Raw genomic sequence first — 15,610 nt, 5'->3', positions numbered from 1 at the left:
TTATTTACCTATATAGATATATACCGGGAAGTGGTCACTGTAGCCTCCCTGGAAATTATTGCCTACGTAAGTGCGTAGCGGATACCCTTTGTATTGCCCCTCTTTTTGCACCATATAGTGCTGTTTGAAGATATTGCCGTAGAATTTGGATCCGGGTGCTTTCTGCAGTTTGAGTGAGCCTGTAGAACCTTTTGCCAAATTTTCCGTCACCACAATATTGTCGAAGATATTCCATGCGTCTCCGTAAGCTAATGAACCGTATCCTGCTTTCAGCATGTCAGCGTAAGGATTGTAGAGGTCGCCAGCTTCAAGATCTTTCATCTTGAATTTCGCTCCTAATCCCTGCGCGATACTTTTATCAGTCGGGTCATCATTGAAGTCTCCCATCATTACGATTTTCGTAGCAGGGTTGGCCTTTAATACGGAATCTGCAATGCTTCGCATCTGCTCGCCTACGGCAATACGTTTGAATTCCGATGCTTCCTTGCCACCTAACCGTGAAGGCCAGTGAGCTACCATGAAAAAGAAAGGTTCTTCTTCAATGGTTCCCCACATGGTAAGGATGTCACGAGTCTTGAAATCAGGAAGAGAAGGAATGACGGTTTTCACGGGAAACTGCCCTTCTATCTTGAAAACATCGGGACGGTAAATGAAAGCTACATCCACACCGCGTGCTTCCGGTGAATCGAAATGCACGATTCGGTAATTGGCAGGAGCCAGTTTACGAGTGGCAACGATATCCTCCAATACACCGCGGGTCTCCACTTCGGAAAAACCTATTACAACAGGGTAATCCTTGTCTATGGCTGCGATATCGAATAATACTCGTTCAGTATTACTGAGCTTTTTATTATATTTCGCACTGTTCCATTTTTTAGGCCCTTCCGGAGTGAATTCATCATCATGCACTTCTGGGTCGTTGATAGTATCGAAAAAGTTCTCGACATTGTAGAAAACTACTTTATAAGGCTTTTGTGCGAAACTGAATGAAAACAGCAGCAACAAAAATACAGCCGGAAAAAATACTCTTTTCATAAGCCGAAATGTTAGTTAATACCCCATTGAGTAGGGTTGTTTTGTTTTTTCACAGTTGCAGATACTTTGGGGAAGAAGGTGAAACCTGTCTTCTGTTCGATATCGGCTACTGTAGTACAAATTGAACGCGGTGGTTCAATATTACCGTAAGATTTCTGTTCTACCCAAAATCCGATAGATATCAATTCATCATCTGTGCAGTCTTGAATTGCCTTACCCGTTGAACCCGTTTTGGTGCGTAAAAGCACTTTGTAATAGTTGGTGGGTACAGCCACCGTATTACCGGCGCCATCGAAAGTGGTCGTTGCATTACTGCCAAAGTATGCTCCCGTAACCACATACAGTGTATCTGAGCATTTGTTGACACGCACCTTTGCTTCCAGTTTCGCCCACATATCTTGATTCAGGCGGTTCAATTGCGGAGTCATATTCGACATGTAGAACGTTTGTGCATTCAAGTCGTTGGTTGCTAAACGGTCGGCTGAAGGCAACTGATGCCCCCGGTCATAACTGCCTTTGTAGGATCTGTCCACACAATTGGCTTGAAATTTTTCCGGAATAAATGGGTCGAAAGCCCATGCATCGGTACGACTTCCCGAACCGGTAAGGTATGCATTATGTATCGGATAAGCCACCCACAAAGCCGCTTGTTTGGTCTTGTCAAAACAGAGCGAATAATTGCGCACAGGCTTATTATTCAACTTTGCATAATGGGCAACATACTGGTAGTTGGCATTTTCCTTTTCAGCCGGCAACTCAATCCAAGTATTGAATGATGGTAAGTTCTGCTGGCCGGATGAAAGTTGTGAAAGGTCGAGCGTTAGTTCTGCTTCATCAGCAAACCGGAGTGATATTTTTGCCTGGCGTTGTGTGCTTCCTGTATTGTTTTGATAATAAACGTACAATACATTCAGGCCTTCCTTTATTTCTCCGCTTTTTTGTGATGAATTCGTGAAATCCTTGTTGCTGAATGAACACCAGGTATTTCCTTCTGTCACTTCAGCATTCCACACTGTGCCGGTAGTTCCCGTGATGATGATGGCTGAAGAGCCGCTGGCAGCGCTCACGGTGGATGATGTTTTCCAATATGCCTCGTTCGGTACTTTGACAATATCGGGATCGTCATTGCTACTACAGGCTCCTACCCACAGTGTCAATACTGTGAGCAGGAGGATATTTACAGTTGTGGTATAATATCTATGAATTGATGTCATTAGAATCTGTTAAGTCTTTGATTTATTCGTAGCTTAGTTCCCATTTGGTGAACTGGGCATTATACTTATTCGCAATGAAAATCCTATATTTCGTATTTACGGATGTTCCACTCAGGTTATAGGTGTATTCCAATACTCCTCCGTCTTGTGCCCATTTTACAGCTTCTCCACCGGCTACTTCAGTAAATTCATTGTCTACAATGGCTACATCTACATTCTTAGATGCACCTTCGCGGGTGGATGCAACTACTTTTGTCAGTTTCTTCCCGGCAATGGCTGGAAGTTCGATATAGGCTCCGAACTTACCGATCAGTGTATAGACGCTTCCACTACTTTCTGCTTGATAGTATCCTGTCCCGGCATCTTCGCCTCCAGCGAAAGTATATTCATATCCACCAAATGTGAAGGTGATGGGGTCTGATTTCATTTGAGCTTTAGCAATCGGGAAATCCTGCGGATAGTTGGCTGTATTGCTTAAATCCAATGAAATGACTGTCTCATTACCGCTTCCTTGTGCTGCAACGCTCACCGGCACAGTTTTGCTGTTGCCGTTTGTCAGGGAAATGGTCAAGGTTTGTTTGATAGCTGATGTGCCTGTGTTAGGCTGAGCTGTAACCGTTATCTTATTTCCTTCAACAGTAGCTGAAAGAGGTGCGCTCAGACCATCTACTGAAAGTGTATTGTCGCCTTGATTGGCAACTTCCACATTTAAGACCTCTGTACCTCCCGTTGCTGGTAAGTTCACGGAAGAAGGAGTAACAGACAGGATTGTCGGAGTCGTGCCTATACTGCTATCCAGGTCAATAATATTACCACCTTCGCCTGCTGCTAAAGTAATATCGTCTAAACGGAAAGCAGAGGCAGCAAGTGCCGTAAACTTAATGTACAGTTCAGGGGATGCTTGCTTCAACGTAAAGTTGGCAGTTGCAAAAACCCAATAAGGATTTGTTTGGTCGCCATTGTTATTGGTATATTCAACCGGCACCCAATTCGTACCGTTTGCACTCAGCGATACGATAAATTTGCTTGCATCGAAAGTATTGTCATAACTTCCACCCTCCGGTTTGTATGAGTAACTTGCACCGAAGGTCAGCTTGAGGTTGGTTTGTCCGGTAGGTAAGGTGATTTTATTGATTACAAAGTCAGCGGGCAGTGTTCCGAAGAAAACAACGTTCGGACCGGAAGCACCTTCATAAGCACCGGTATTTGCCAGGCCACTTGAACGAACCGTTGCCTTTTCTCCGCTATAGGTCACGCTACTTGCACCGGAACCTGTCGTACTCCAACCTGTGTAAGCGTCGACATACGGGTAGGGGCTGGAAACAGAAGCATTTCCTACGGTTTCATGATAGATTGCTGTTGTCGGTGGTACAACACTTCCGCCTTCGAGATCAATCTCTTGTCCGCCATTACCTGTAGCCAATGTGATATCGTCTAAGCGAATAGCTGACGGTGCCAATGCTGTGAACTTAATATAAAGTTCGGATACTGCTTTCTTCAGTGTAAAGTCTGATGTTGCGAATACCCAGTACGGAGTGGTTTCATCGCCTTTGTTCTTGGAGTAAGTGACCGGTGTCCAAGTCGAGCCGTCTGCGCTTAAGGATACTGTAAATTTATTTGTGTCGAAGGTATTATCATAATCGCTTGAACCTTCTGCCTTGTATGAATAACTTGCACCGAAAGTCAGTTTCAGGTTTGTTTGGTTAGGCTCCAAAGTAATCTTATTGATTACAAAGTCGGAAGGTAATGCTCCGAAGAAAATTACGTTCGGGCCGGATGCATCTGGATAAGCATCTGTATTTGCCAAACCGCTGGAACGTACGGATGCTTTCTGGCCGGAATAAGTAACACTGGCAGCTCCGGTACCTGATTTGTCCCATCCAGTGTAGGCATCGACATAAGGATAAGGGCTTGTAACGGCAGTAGAACCTACGCTTTCATGATAGATCACTACTTTCGGCTGAATGTTTCCACTCTTAATAGTGACAGTTTTCGACATCAATGGACCTACTTTATTCGAGATTTGTATATCGATATTTGCTTCGTCATTAATTCCTTCGGGAATGCTCACTTGTATGGTAGCCGAACCGTCACCTTCCGTTGCAGAGAGGGTAACCCAAGATTTGTCATCTTGTACGGTAGCTGTCCAATGACGATTGGTCGAAATTTCAAAAGAGGATTGACTACCTTCGGCAGGAACACCATCTGTAGTAAAGGTCAGGTTTGTTGGAGAAACCTCTAGGAAAGGAGCTTCTGTGTCGTCATTATCATCCACACAACTCACAAAGGCCATTAAGACCGTTAGAAGCATTGTACCAAAAAACAACTTCGGAAAATAAAGATTCTTCATTGATGTTTAAATAATAAAAGTTAATACTTATGCTATCCCAAGAAATATTTGCTCTAATATTTGAAAGGGGGGAACAAAGATATAATCTTGAGTTGAATTAACAAAACATGTCGAACTTATTTAATGTAACATAAACGTTAAAAGAATGTTTCAAAAATGTTACTGTAATCAGATTATCCTACAATCGGATGGCTCTGACTGTCATCCGTTTGTCAGGCAAGTTTCGTGCTTCTTTTTGTTTTCTTAACTCCGAATATTTCGTATGCGTGAATAAACCATCTACTTTTGCCGGAACCTTGTAACAAATCTTAGGATTAAACGTCTATTAGACTATAAACTAAAACCAAATAAAACATGAAAGGCAAACTACTGTTGTTATTGATGCTTGTTATAGCATCTGGTACGCTTTGTTCACAAAACACGACAAGTCCTTCTTATACAGTGAAGGGTGTACTTCTTGACTCTATAACCCATGAAGGAGAGCCATATGCGACGATTCGTATAGCGAAAAAGAAAACTCCTGAAAAAGCTGTCAAAATGGCTGTAACGGATATGGGTGGTAAATTTCAGGAGAAGGTCAATGCTGATCCCGGTACGTATCAGATTACTATAACTTCCATAGGGAAGAGTACGGTGGTCAAAGATTTTGAAGTGACACCCAATGAAAAGACGATCAACTTGGGGACTCTTTATAATTCAGAAGCAACCAACGAGTTGGGAGGGGTGGAAATCGTAGCACAGAAACCGTTGGTGAAGGCGGATATTGACAAAATAGAATACAATGTGCAGGATGATCCCGATTCGAAAACGAATACGGTACTTGAGATGCTTCGCAAAGTGCCGTTAGTGACAGTAGACGGAGAAGATAATATTAAAGTCAACGGCAGTAGCAGTTTCAAAATTCACATCAATGGCAAACCCGATAATATGATTAGTGATAATCCGGTGGATGTGTTGAAAAGTATGCCTGCCAATACAATCAAACATATAGAAGTGATTACCAATCCCGGTGCCAAGTATGATGCCGAGGGTGTGGGAGGTATTTTGAATATTGTTACCATAGGAGGTGCGGGCTTCAAGGGGTATACCGCCACTTTCAGTGGAAACGGCAGCAATACCGGAGGTGGCGGTGGAGTGTATGCCACCATCAAAAAAGAGAAGCTTACGCTGTCTGCACGGTATAACATGAACCGCAACAACCAGCCTCGTAGCTATTCTTATAGCGAGCAGAGGCAGGACAATCCGGAAGACAAATCGGAGGGAGCCCAGAGAGTCGTTAGGAACGATGGATGGAATGACAGTAAATATGGCTTCCAAAGTGGTAATCTGGAAGCTAGCTATGAAATGGATACATTACGCCTTATTACTATGGGCTTTGGTATGTATGGTGGTAATAATGAAGGGGACGGGAGTGGTTACACCTATATGCAACCGTTTAATGCTCAGGATGGAACCAATCCCTTTTATTCATATAATAATATAAACGAAAGCGATGGGTCTTGGTATTCGATTCGGGGTAATGTGGATTACCAGCGAACCTCGCGAAAGAATAAGGAGAGAATGCTTACCCTTTCTTATAAAGTTAGTACCCGTCCCAGCACTTCCAATTCGCTCTACGGATATACGGATATTCATGCACAGGATGATTGGAAGGAATATGTAGACAAAATGCTTACCGGCCAGCGTTCGGATGGAAAACAGAACAGTTCCGAACATACCTTCCAAGCTGATTATACGACTCCTATAGCGAAGATACACACACTGGAAGTAGGTGGAAAGTATATCATTCGGAACAATCACAGTGACAATAACCGTTATGATAAGGATGGTAATTACGATATGGAACGTAGTAGCCATTACAAGCACATCAATGATATTTTAGCCGCTTATTTGGGGTATGCCATCAAAGTGAAGAGCATTTCCGGTCGTGCCGGACTGCGCTTTGAACGTACCATGCAGGATGTGAAATATACCGAGAGACCGGAAGAGAACTTTGATGTGAATTATAATGACTTGGTGCCTTCGGCAAGTATCGGCTACAAAATAACTGATATGTCCAATATACGCTTTGGTTATAATATGCGTATCTGGCGTCCGAGCATCTGGTTTTTAAATCCATATCTGAACGATGCTAATCCGAGCAATATACGCCAGGGTAATCCCGGACTGGATAGTGAGAAGAGCCATTCGCTCAATTTGAGTTATAGCAATTTCTCACAGAAATTTAATATCAACGTATCAGTGAATTACACATTCAATAATAGTGGTATTGAGGAGGTGACACGTCTCATTAACGATTCGGAGATTGAAGATTTGAAGGATAAGACGGGCAAGGAAGTACTTTATACTACTTACGAAAATATTGGTAAAAGCAAGAGTCTTGGTTTTAGTGGATATGTCAGATGGAGTATCACACCGAAGACCACTGCTTCTATGAACTTTTGGGGAAGTTATTCCAAATTTAAAGATCCGGTGCAAAAACTGGAGAATAGTGGCTGGAGTGTTTTTGCATATGGTGGATTGGAGCAGACGTTACCGTTGGATATCCGTTTGAGTTTGAATCTGATGGGCAGTACGCCATGGGTTTCACTGCAAGGAAAAGGTAGCAGTTACTATGATTACAGTATTGGCCTGAACCGTTCTTTCTTGAAAGAGAAACGATTAACATTAAGTGCCTTTGCCAGCAATTTCCTTAAAAAGTACATGGATAGCAAGAATTCTGTAGAAGGTGCCGGCTTCTATCAGGAAAGTAATTACCGCTACTCACGTATGCGTTATGGAATCAGTGTGAGCTATCGCATCGGAGAGTTGAAAGCCAGTGTAAAGAAAGCTGCACGTAGTATCGAGAATGACGACGTGAAAGGTGGAGGAGGAGAGAATTAAGAAGAGAGAATAAATAAAGGCTGCGCTATATATGTCTCGGGCTTTTTAGGAATAAATAGCAAACTACGCGAAATATTCTTGTAGTTTGCTATTTATACATATTTGAGATAATCGAATTAACTTTGGCAGATTATTTATTGCTTGTTATTTTTACCTTCTAAAAAATCAATATGTTGCTGAAGTTCTGCAATCATATCATCTTTATCTTTAAGAAGGCGTTCGTATAGTTCGGTGATTTTGTCAATGGGGTTATTAGTAATTCTGTTGTCATTAGAAATTTCGTCATTAAGCCCTGCTTGAGTATTATTACCTCCATTATTAGTAATACTGTTATTTTCAAACACTATGCTTGGAGCATCTTCTTCCAATGTTTTCAGATAATCTTTCGGCACATTCAGTGCTTTGGCAAATCTTTCAAGTATATCATCTTCGATAATTCTCATACTTTCATATCTTGAGACTGTCGGTTGAGACATACTTACTTTTTCGGAAAGGATATCTTGGTTCATGTTTTTCTCAATTCGTGTACGTCTGATGTTATGTCCATGATGTACGTTACTGTTGATTTTCTCTTCTGTTTCCATATCTCTTTAGTTTTATTTTCAAACAATTTGGAGGATGATTAGTTTCCTTCGTAGCAAATATACGTAAAAAATGGATAAATAGGATAGAACATGACGAATGAATATTCAACAGGTTGAGTTTTGAATAAATGAATAACATTTTTCTGCCTTTATATCATCCAATATCATTTTCTTTGTACTTAAATCAATACCTAATCACTATGTTTAAAATACTGACAAAGAAAGAAACCAATTTCTTGATAGAGTTGGCGGTTATATTAAAAAGATACGATGTGATGATTGCTGCAAAAGACAAAACTGTTGAAATTTCTATATTCGATGGTGATGATGTTGAAAATGGAGAAGTGAAAAATCCTATAAAATTCTATTCTGAGTTTGATGAGAGTGATATCTATGAATTGATGGTTGATACGAAGGAAATAATAGATAATGTTTCGGAAATAAAGGAGCTTATTAATAATATCTCTGGAATAAAGGGATATTTCAAGATTAAACGCTCTTTAGAAGAAGAGGAGTAAAGCCCCCCGACTTTACTCCTCCCAATCTTTCCTCCTTTAAATAAACTAATACGGAGAAAACACCATTCATTTAATCATTAATACCTTTGAAATTTTAGAAATTGTTTTTACCGGTATCCCACCATAAACGGGTACCACCATTGTCGGCACCTCCAAGTGCTTGCAACAAGAATTTATATTGTATAGGATCTTTATCTGCATCGTCTGTAGAGAATGGAAGGCGGCGGATCATAGCATCTGTATCGATTTTACCGGCACTGTTATTCGTTTGTACTTTAAACAATTTCGGATAACCTGTGCGACGTTGTTCACTCCATGCTTCATAACTCTCAGGCCAACATGCCAGCCATTTCTGAGTAATAATTTGTTCGAGCTTGCCTTCATTGTCCGCTGAAGCATTCCATTTAGGAGAAATGCTGATTAATGTTTTCATGTCCTTTCCACCGCTGGCAGGAACCATCTCTTTATAATCCAACGGTTTTTTGTTGCTGGCAAGATAATCGGTTGCATCTCCGGCTCCCCATTGTGCGAATGAAGTTCTAACACCGGTTTCGTAACACTCTTTAGGGTCTTCGTTGGTAAAGTGGCGTAAAGCAGCTTCAGCACGGAGAAACCAAGTTTCGGCAGCGGTCATCAGAATGGCTGGAGTGGATTCGCCCCCGGTAGCTTTCATCGCTGAATATGATTCATAGTAGTTAGGATCGCCATCCTGCATGTATACTCCTTGAGGAATGCCTAACCATTCGTCTTCATGTCCTTTTAGTGTGGCTTTGTTATACCATTTTTCACGGCGCGGATCTTCGTATCCATTCAATACGGAAGCCATTGAAGCTCCCATGTAGACTTCACCCCATCCGGCAACGCTGATCAACGGATTGGTGTAACCATGACCGGAAACCTGGATTACTTCTTTTGCTGCTTCGAGTACACCATAAGGGTTTTCCAACGCTTTTTTTGCTTGAATTTCGGCATTTTTCTTGTCTACATTCGAAATGCGCATGGCAAGACGGAGCCGCAAGGAGTTTGCAAACTTGATCCAGCCTTTGATTCCTCCCGCATTCATCATATCGGTTGAATTAAATGCATCGTCTTTTCCTCCGTTTTTTAAGTACGTGTCCAATGCGTCTATACCTTTATCAAGGTCATCGAAAAAGTGAGTATAAGCTTCTTGTTGCGTGTCAACGGAATTGTCGTCACTGCTACCGAATTTGCTATATACGATAGGTCCGTAGGTGTCGGATATACGGTGCATCAATTCTACCTTCAATATTTTTGTAAGACCATAGTAATGAATGGTTTTATCGGAACCGATGCTGTTAATTTCTGATTTGTATGCTGTAGGGAAAATATATTTATATGTATAGTTCCAAGCTGCATTCGACCATCCTGTATTGATATTGTAGACAGAGTTTTTGCTATTGAATGAAGACAATTTATCATGGAAATACCCTGAGAACATATCATGCTGGAGAGCCTGTGTCAGTTGCCAAGGCCAGTTTAGCCCGTCTCCCCAGTTATACTGGAAGTAAATGCCCGATTGAATGATTTCAAAAGGCATTGTATACTTCTGATAGTCAAATTCCTTGACTTCATCATTGAAGGCACCTTTGGTCTCATTGTCCGATTCGAAATTATCGGTACATCCGGTGAAACTTATCAAGCTTCCTAAAAACAGCGTTGCTATATATTTATATCTTTTCATGATAATCTGTGAATAAATGGTTAGAATGTGAATTTAACGTTGAAACCTAGGTTGCGGGTGGTTGGCATGCCAAACACATCCACTCCTTGGTTGTTGTTGCCTACCGACATGGTTGCATCTGGATCGAACGGAGCATCTTTGTAAAAGAAAAACAGGTTGCGGGCTACAAATGAAAGGTCGATTCCTTTGAATACCTTGGTTTTTTCCAAAAGTGATTGTGGAAATGAATATCCGAGCGATAATTCGCGCAAACGGATATTGGTGCCATCGTACATGTAATACTCGGAGATACCGTTTCGTCCGCCTACTGCACCATAGAAGCCTTTAACGTTGTCGAATCTCTGGCCTTGATATTCTGCGTATTTACGGTCGCGTGCTTCGGCTGTTTCTTTGGTCACACCTTTTGAATCGAGATCGGCTTGTGTGAGAGACATTACATCACCACCGATGCGAGCATCTATTAAGAAATAGAGCGTAAACCCTTTGTATGTGATGGTGTTGCTCCAACCCAACATATAATCCGGATTGGTATTTCCCAAAAGATCATTGTTTCCGGTCGTTTGTACCGGGGCACCATTTTCATTGACCTGAATAGAACCATCCTCATTACGGGCAAAAGCGTTACCATAAATATCACCTAATTTTCCACCTTCTTTGATACGCATTTGGTAAGCCATTGAGAAACCTTCTTGTCCATAACTGAACTGTGTGTAATCCGGATGAAGTGAAATTATCTTATTTCGGTTGAGAGATAAGTTTACTGAAGTTTTCCAACGGAAATTATCATTCATCAGTGGGGTAGCATCGATAGTCAGTTCTATACCTTTGTTACGGATTTTACCGGCATTGACATAACGGTAGGCATAGATGGAGCCTGCTGGATTAGGCATTCTTAGCAATTGGTTTTTAGTATCCGTTTGGTACCATGTAAAATCGATACCCAAGCGACTGTTGAAGAATCTCCATTCCGTTCCGAATTCGGTTGAGTTACTGATTTCCGGTTTTAAGTCTCCACGTTGTTCTGTGTCGTTTACTTGTATTACACCGCCTGCCTGTATAATGTCTACAGGATTTGTAATACCTATCGGAAGGTCATTACCTACTTGTGCCCATGAACCACGTATCTTGCTGAAAGATATCCAGTCCGGCATGCGTAAACTTTTAGATAGAATCCAGGTTAGACCTACCGAGGGATAGAAGAATCCTGAGTTTTTGCTTTTGGTATATGCCAGAGTCGATGACCAGTCGTTACGTGCGGTGATATCTACGTATATTGCGTCATCCCAGCCTAACTGAGCGGTTGCAAATATGGATTGAATAGTTCTTTTTTTGTTGATATCTTGATTTATGGAGGCTTTTGAAGTGGTAACTATGTTGGAGACCGTAAACACATTCGGATGATATAAAGACGCAGTTTTTGAATCTATCATTAATTTATTGACAGTATTGACATTGATGCTGGTACCGACAGCACCGTTGACTGAAAATTTATTGAATGTTTTGTTGAACATAGCCATTATGTCTCCATAAAGTAATAATTGTTGGTCGTTTGCCCATATATACCGACCGTTCATTTTGCCTTCGTAAGTTCCTGCGATATTAGGAGAGGTGGAAGCATACATCTTATTTTCAAATTTGTCATTCACATAGTCGACATTGCCACGTGCCTGCAAGGTAAACCATTTGGTAACTTCTAAATTAGCAGATAAAGAAGCCAAAGCGCGATAGCGTTTATTGTTGTTAGTCACGCGATTCTTTAACCAATAAGGATTCTGATCCCATTCGCTGATGTCGCCATTCTCATTTGCTATATACCAGTTTTGCAGATTCATGTTACGGTCAAGATTATATGTCTCGAACTGGTCTCTGTATGGAGCCATGTCCATACCGCGCGGAAAACCATAGATGTTTACTAAAGGATTCAAATAGTAACCTCCGGTGGCCGGACTGTTTTTGATTGTCTGCATCATGAGGTTTGCATTTCCGTCCAGTTTTAACCGGTTATTGAAGAATGCAGCTGTCTCACGGAGAGTGAGATTATGTTTTTGTAGTTTATTTGAGTCGATAATGCCTTTGGCTGTGGTGTTAGCATAAGAAAAATAAGTCTGCATCTTATCATTGCCACTCATGATTGATACCGAGTTGATTGCTGTAACACCGTTTCCAAAGAAGTTTCCTGTGTTATCGTAATCTGTCAGATTTGCTTTCTCGCCCCAACTGCTCGTACCGTTTTCCAATCGACCGTATGAATTTTGGAACTCAGGAAGGCTGATGGCTTGATCAATAGTGAGATTGGAGGAATAAGTTACTCTTTGCATACCGGCTTTACCTTTTTTGGTAGTAATAAGGATGACGCCATTGGCTGCTTGTGTACCGTAGAGAGCAGCGGCAGATGCGCCTTTCAGAATACTCATGCTTTCGATATCTTCGGGGTTAAGGTTGGAGATACCGTCACCGGCATCACGGTTTACTCCATTATTTTCTCCTCCCATTACGGTGGCGGTGGACTCTGTACTGTTATTTAGCATTGGTACACCATCAATGACATACAAAGGTTGATTGTTTCCGGTAGCGAAGGCCGAACGGGCACCGCGAATGGCTACTTTGGCAGAACCACCTAAACCTGCGGAACTTTTAGTGATTTGTACACCCGCTGTCTTACCTGCCAGAGCATTGATCATGTTCGGATCTTTAGCTCTTGTCAATTCATCTCCTCCTACTTGCTGGGTAGAATAAGTCAGGGACGCTTCTTTCTTCTTGATACCCATTGCAGTTACGACTACCGTTTCCAATGCCAACGACTCTTCTTCAAGTTTTATTGTGAAATTCTTTAGTCCGTTTACCGGAATATTCTGTGGTTGATATCCTACATAGGTAATTGCCAACACGGCATCTGCAGGAACAGACAAGGTAAAGTTACCGTCTAAATCGGTGATTGTACCGTTCGTTGTTCCTTTTTCCAGAATGTTCGCTCCAATGATCGGTTCACCGTTCATGTCGGTGACGATACCCTTAATGGATATGCTGTTTTGTTGCACGGATGCAATATCCTCGGTATTTTTGGTAAGCACGATATTGTGTCCTTCCATCACATATTTGATTCCTGTACCTTTGAATACTTCATCCAAAACTTCTGATACAGGTTTGTTGCCGACGTTAACTGCCACTATGCGTCCGGTATCTACGCTTTTCTTATTATAAACGAACAGATAATCGGTTTGTGATTCTATTTGGGAAAGTAATTCGCTTACTTTCAGGTTAGAATGTACGATATTAATTTTTGCACTTTGCGAGTAGCTGTTTCCACAATAAACTTGGAAAGTTACAAACAAAAGAAGGAAAACGGTAATCTTCATAGTAAGTAATATTTGCTTGAATGCTAAACTTTTTGGGCATAAATGCCCTTTCAAAGAAATTTTTCTCATATCTTTGTAATGTGTTAAGTTAATAAATTGATTAAGGTCGATTTTTGACTGTTTCGAATCGGAAAGTATGGGGGTACTTTCCGATTCTTTTTTAGGGAGTAATGTTTTCTTATTCTTTATTTCATGTGCTATCTGGGTTTTAAAAGGTTCGTACTAAATTAAAGGTTTTATTGAGCTCTTTTTCCTGTTCTAATAGTAATGCTGTCTTTGTCACTATTGATGGAATAAGTGAATCTAAGATCTTTCTGAATGACACGTAAAATGTGTTCAATGCCATCCTGTTCTTTAAACTTTCCGGTACAACGGTAGTTCAGTATATCAGGATCATTAACAGCAATTTTCACATTGTAATATTTTTCAAGTTTGGAAAGGATTATGCTGAAAGGAGCGTCATCGAAGCAGTACAATCCTTCGGTCCATCGTAGATAGTCTAATGATGTGAGCGTGCTTTTTTGATATTTTCCATTGTGTGAGGCAAAGAATTCATTTTTAGTCAAGCGGGTGAGCGGCTTTTTATTTCCTTTGGCATAAATATCAACAATACCCTCTACGAGAGTCGTTTCAAATTCATTACTTCCATCGTATGCACACACATTGAAATGAGTGCCGACTACTCGAACTTGGTTTGTTTCTGTATTTACCAAAAACGGTATGTCTTTGTTTTTAGCCACTTCAAAATAAGCTTCCCCATTCAATTTCACATTTCTTTCTTTTCGGCCGAAATTACTTGTATAAATCAATGTTGATTGTGAGTTCAGCCAGACTTTTGTTCCATCTGCTAAGGTGATTTGGGCACGTTGTCCGGCTGGTACTGCGATGGTTTGTAATTGAGCCGTTTTATTATATTGGTAATCTTTGAAGAGAATCCCAATGCTAAACACAATTATAATAATAGCAGCTATTTGAGTACTCCACCTTAATACGGATATGATTTTTGCTTTTTTATTTTTAGGAGCAGTTTGTTTCTCATCAGAGAAGAGAGTGATATCATAAAGCATACGTTCTTTCCTGAAGGTTTCTTTGTTTTCTTTGTCGGCATCTATCCAGTCAAGAATCTGTTTCTCCTCTTCGGTTGTGGTATTTCCTTTAAAATATTTATATAATAGATCCTGGTTCATAGGTTTTATTTTATCTGTTATCGTTCTTTAGCAAGAATTCTTTTGAACCCTTTCTATATATATAACAGGATACCTTAGAACATCCCTAACGAAAAATGAAACTTTTTCAGAGGAAAAGTGAAATTAGATAATCTTTTAGTTCAAGACGCAGTATCTTCAGTGCTTTTGTGATATGAAATTCTACGCTTTTTATAGAGACTCCCAATTGTTCGGCTATCATTTTGTTGGGGGCATTCTGATAGCGGCTAAGTATAAATATGTGTCTGCTTTGTTCCGGCATTTTCCCAAGTGCTTTGCGGACAATATGCTGAATCTCTGTGTTAAAAATCGAATCCGGTTCACAAGCCTCCAAAGTAGATATACGAAGATCAAGTTCTCGCTGTTTATGTGTATTGATTTCATCTTCAGCACGCAAACGTACCTGTTCATGTGCGAGATGATTGAGCGCTCTGTTTTTTATAATGGTAAGCAGTAATGCATGCATGTTGGAATTTTCTTCCCATTTTTCTCGATTCTCCCATAGAGTGATCATGGATTCCATCAATATGTCTTCAGCCTCAGCTTTGTTTCGAACATATGAGTTGGTAAATGACAGAAATTTATCCCGATTTTCTTGAAAGAACCGGGTGAAAGTGTCCATAGTATTGAGTTTGTCCGTTTGAATCATTATCGATTTTAAAGGTCTTTTTCTTTTCTTTGAACAAAGCAACGCATTCTTTTTCAAATAAACAAGTTTATTGCAAAAAAACAGCCGGATCACATGAAATGATCCGGCTGTTTT

General features: G+C 40.8%; 10 protein-coding genes. 2 read left to right on the top strand and 8 right to left on the bottom strand.

Going from position 1 to position 15,610, the window contains the following annotated elements; translation table 11 throughout:
• Genes H8744_RS03860 through H8744_RS03850 form a run of 3 tightly spaced genes read right to left on the bottom strand, consistent with a single transcriptional unit; the run spans position 1 to position 4,599 of the window.
• A complete protein-coding gene (locus tag H8744_RS03860) occupies positions 1-1,035 on the bottom strand; it encodes an endonuclease/exonuclease/phosphatase family protein (protein ID WP_262433586.1) in 1,035 nt (344 codons plus the stop codon).
• Between the two features lie 11 nt (positions 1,036-1,046).
• Positions 1,047-2,249, bottom strand: a complete 1,203-nt coding sequence (locus tag H8744_RS03855) for a DNA/RNA non-specific endonuclease (RefSeq protein ID WP_262433585.1) — start codon at positions 2,247-2,249, stop codon at positions 1,047-1,049.
• A gap of 22 nt (positions 2,250-2,271) precedes the next feature.
• Positions 2,272-4,599 (bottom strand): hypothetical protein, encoded by a 2,328-nt coding sequence (locus H8744_RS03850; RefSeq protein WP_262433584.1) that lies wholly within the window; start codon positions 4,597-4,599, stop codon positions 2,272-2,274.
• 354 nt (positions 4,600-4,953) lie between these two features.
• Between H8744_RS03850 and H8744_RS03845 the strand changes: the two genes are divergently transcribed.
• Positions 4,954-7,482 carry an outer membrane beta-barrel family protein gene (locus H8744_RS03845; RefSeq protein ID WP_262433583.1) on the top strand — a complete coding sequence of 843 codons (2,529 nt, stop codon included), beginning with the start codon at positions 4,954-4,956 and terminating at the stop codon, positions 7,480-7,482.
• A gap of 134 nt (positions 7,483-7,616) precedes the next feature.
• On the opposite strand, the gene H8744_RS03840 is transcribed toward H8744_RS03845, so the two are convergent.
• Entirely contained in the window at positions 7,617-8,066 is a 450-nt protein-coding gene (locus tag H8744_RS03840; protein ID WP_262433582.1) for a helix-turn-helix domain-containing protein, read from the bottom strand.
• A gap of 200 nt (positions 8,067-8,266) precedes the next feature.
• On the opposite strand from H8744_RS03840, the gene H8744_RS03835 reads away from it, so the two are divergent.
• Entirely contained in the window at positions 8,267-8,584 is a 318-nt protein-coding gene (locus H8744_RS03835; protein ID WP_262433581.1) for a hypothetical protein, read from the top strand.
• 94 nt (positions 8,585-8,678) lie between these two features.
• Here H8744_RS03835 and H8744_RS03830 read toward each other — a convergent pair whose 3' ends face one another.
• From H8744_RS03830 to H8744_RS03815, 4 genes are all read right to left on the bottom strand, one after another.
• Positions 8,679-10,286: a SusD/RagB family nutrient-binding outer membrane lipoprotein gene (locus H8744_RS03830; protein WP_262433580.1), complete on the bottom strand. Its 1,608-nt coding sequence runs from the start codon at positions 10,284-10,286 to the stop codon at positions 8,679-8,681.
• Positions 10,287-10,306: 20 nt separating this feature from the next.
• On the bottom strand, positions 10,307-13,711 hold the full coding sequence (locus H8744_RS03825; protein WP_305067336.1) for a TonB-dependent receptor: 3,405 nt from the start codon (positions 13,709-13,711) through the stop codon (positions 10,307-10,309).
• 167 nt (positions 13,712-13,878) lie between these two features.
• A complete protein-coding gene (locus H8744_RS03820) occupies positions 13,879-14,829 on the bottom strand; it encodes a FecR family protein (RefSeq protein WP_262433578.1) in 951 nt (316 codons plus the stop codon).
• Between the two features lie 106 nt (positions 14,830-14,935).
• On the bottom strand, positions 14,936-15,469 hold the full coding sequence (locus H8744_RS03815) for an RNA polymerase sigma-70 factor (protein ID WP_439649370.1): 534 nt from the start codon (positions 15,467-15,469) through the stop codon (positions 14,936-14,938).
• Positions 15,470-15,610: the final 141 nt, after the last annotated feature.

It is taken from the genome of Jilunia laotingensis (genome assembly GCF_014385165.1).
GTDB classification, from domain to species: Bacteria; Bacteroidota; Bacteroidia; order Bacteroidales; family Bacteroidaceae; genus Bacteroides; species Bacteroides laotingensis.
This window is presented reverse-complemented; position numbering and strand designations above follow the sequence as displayed.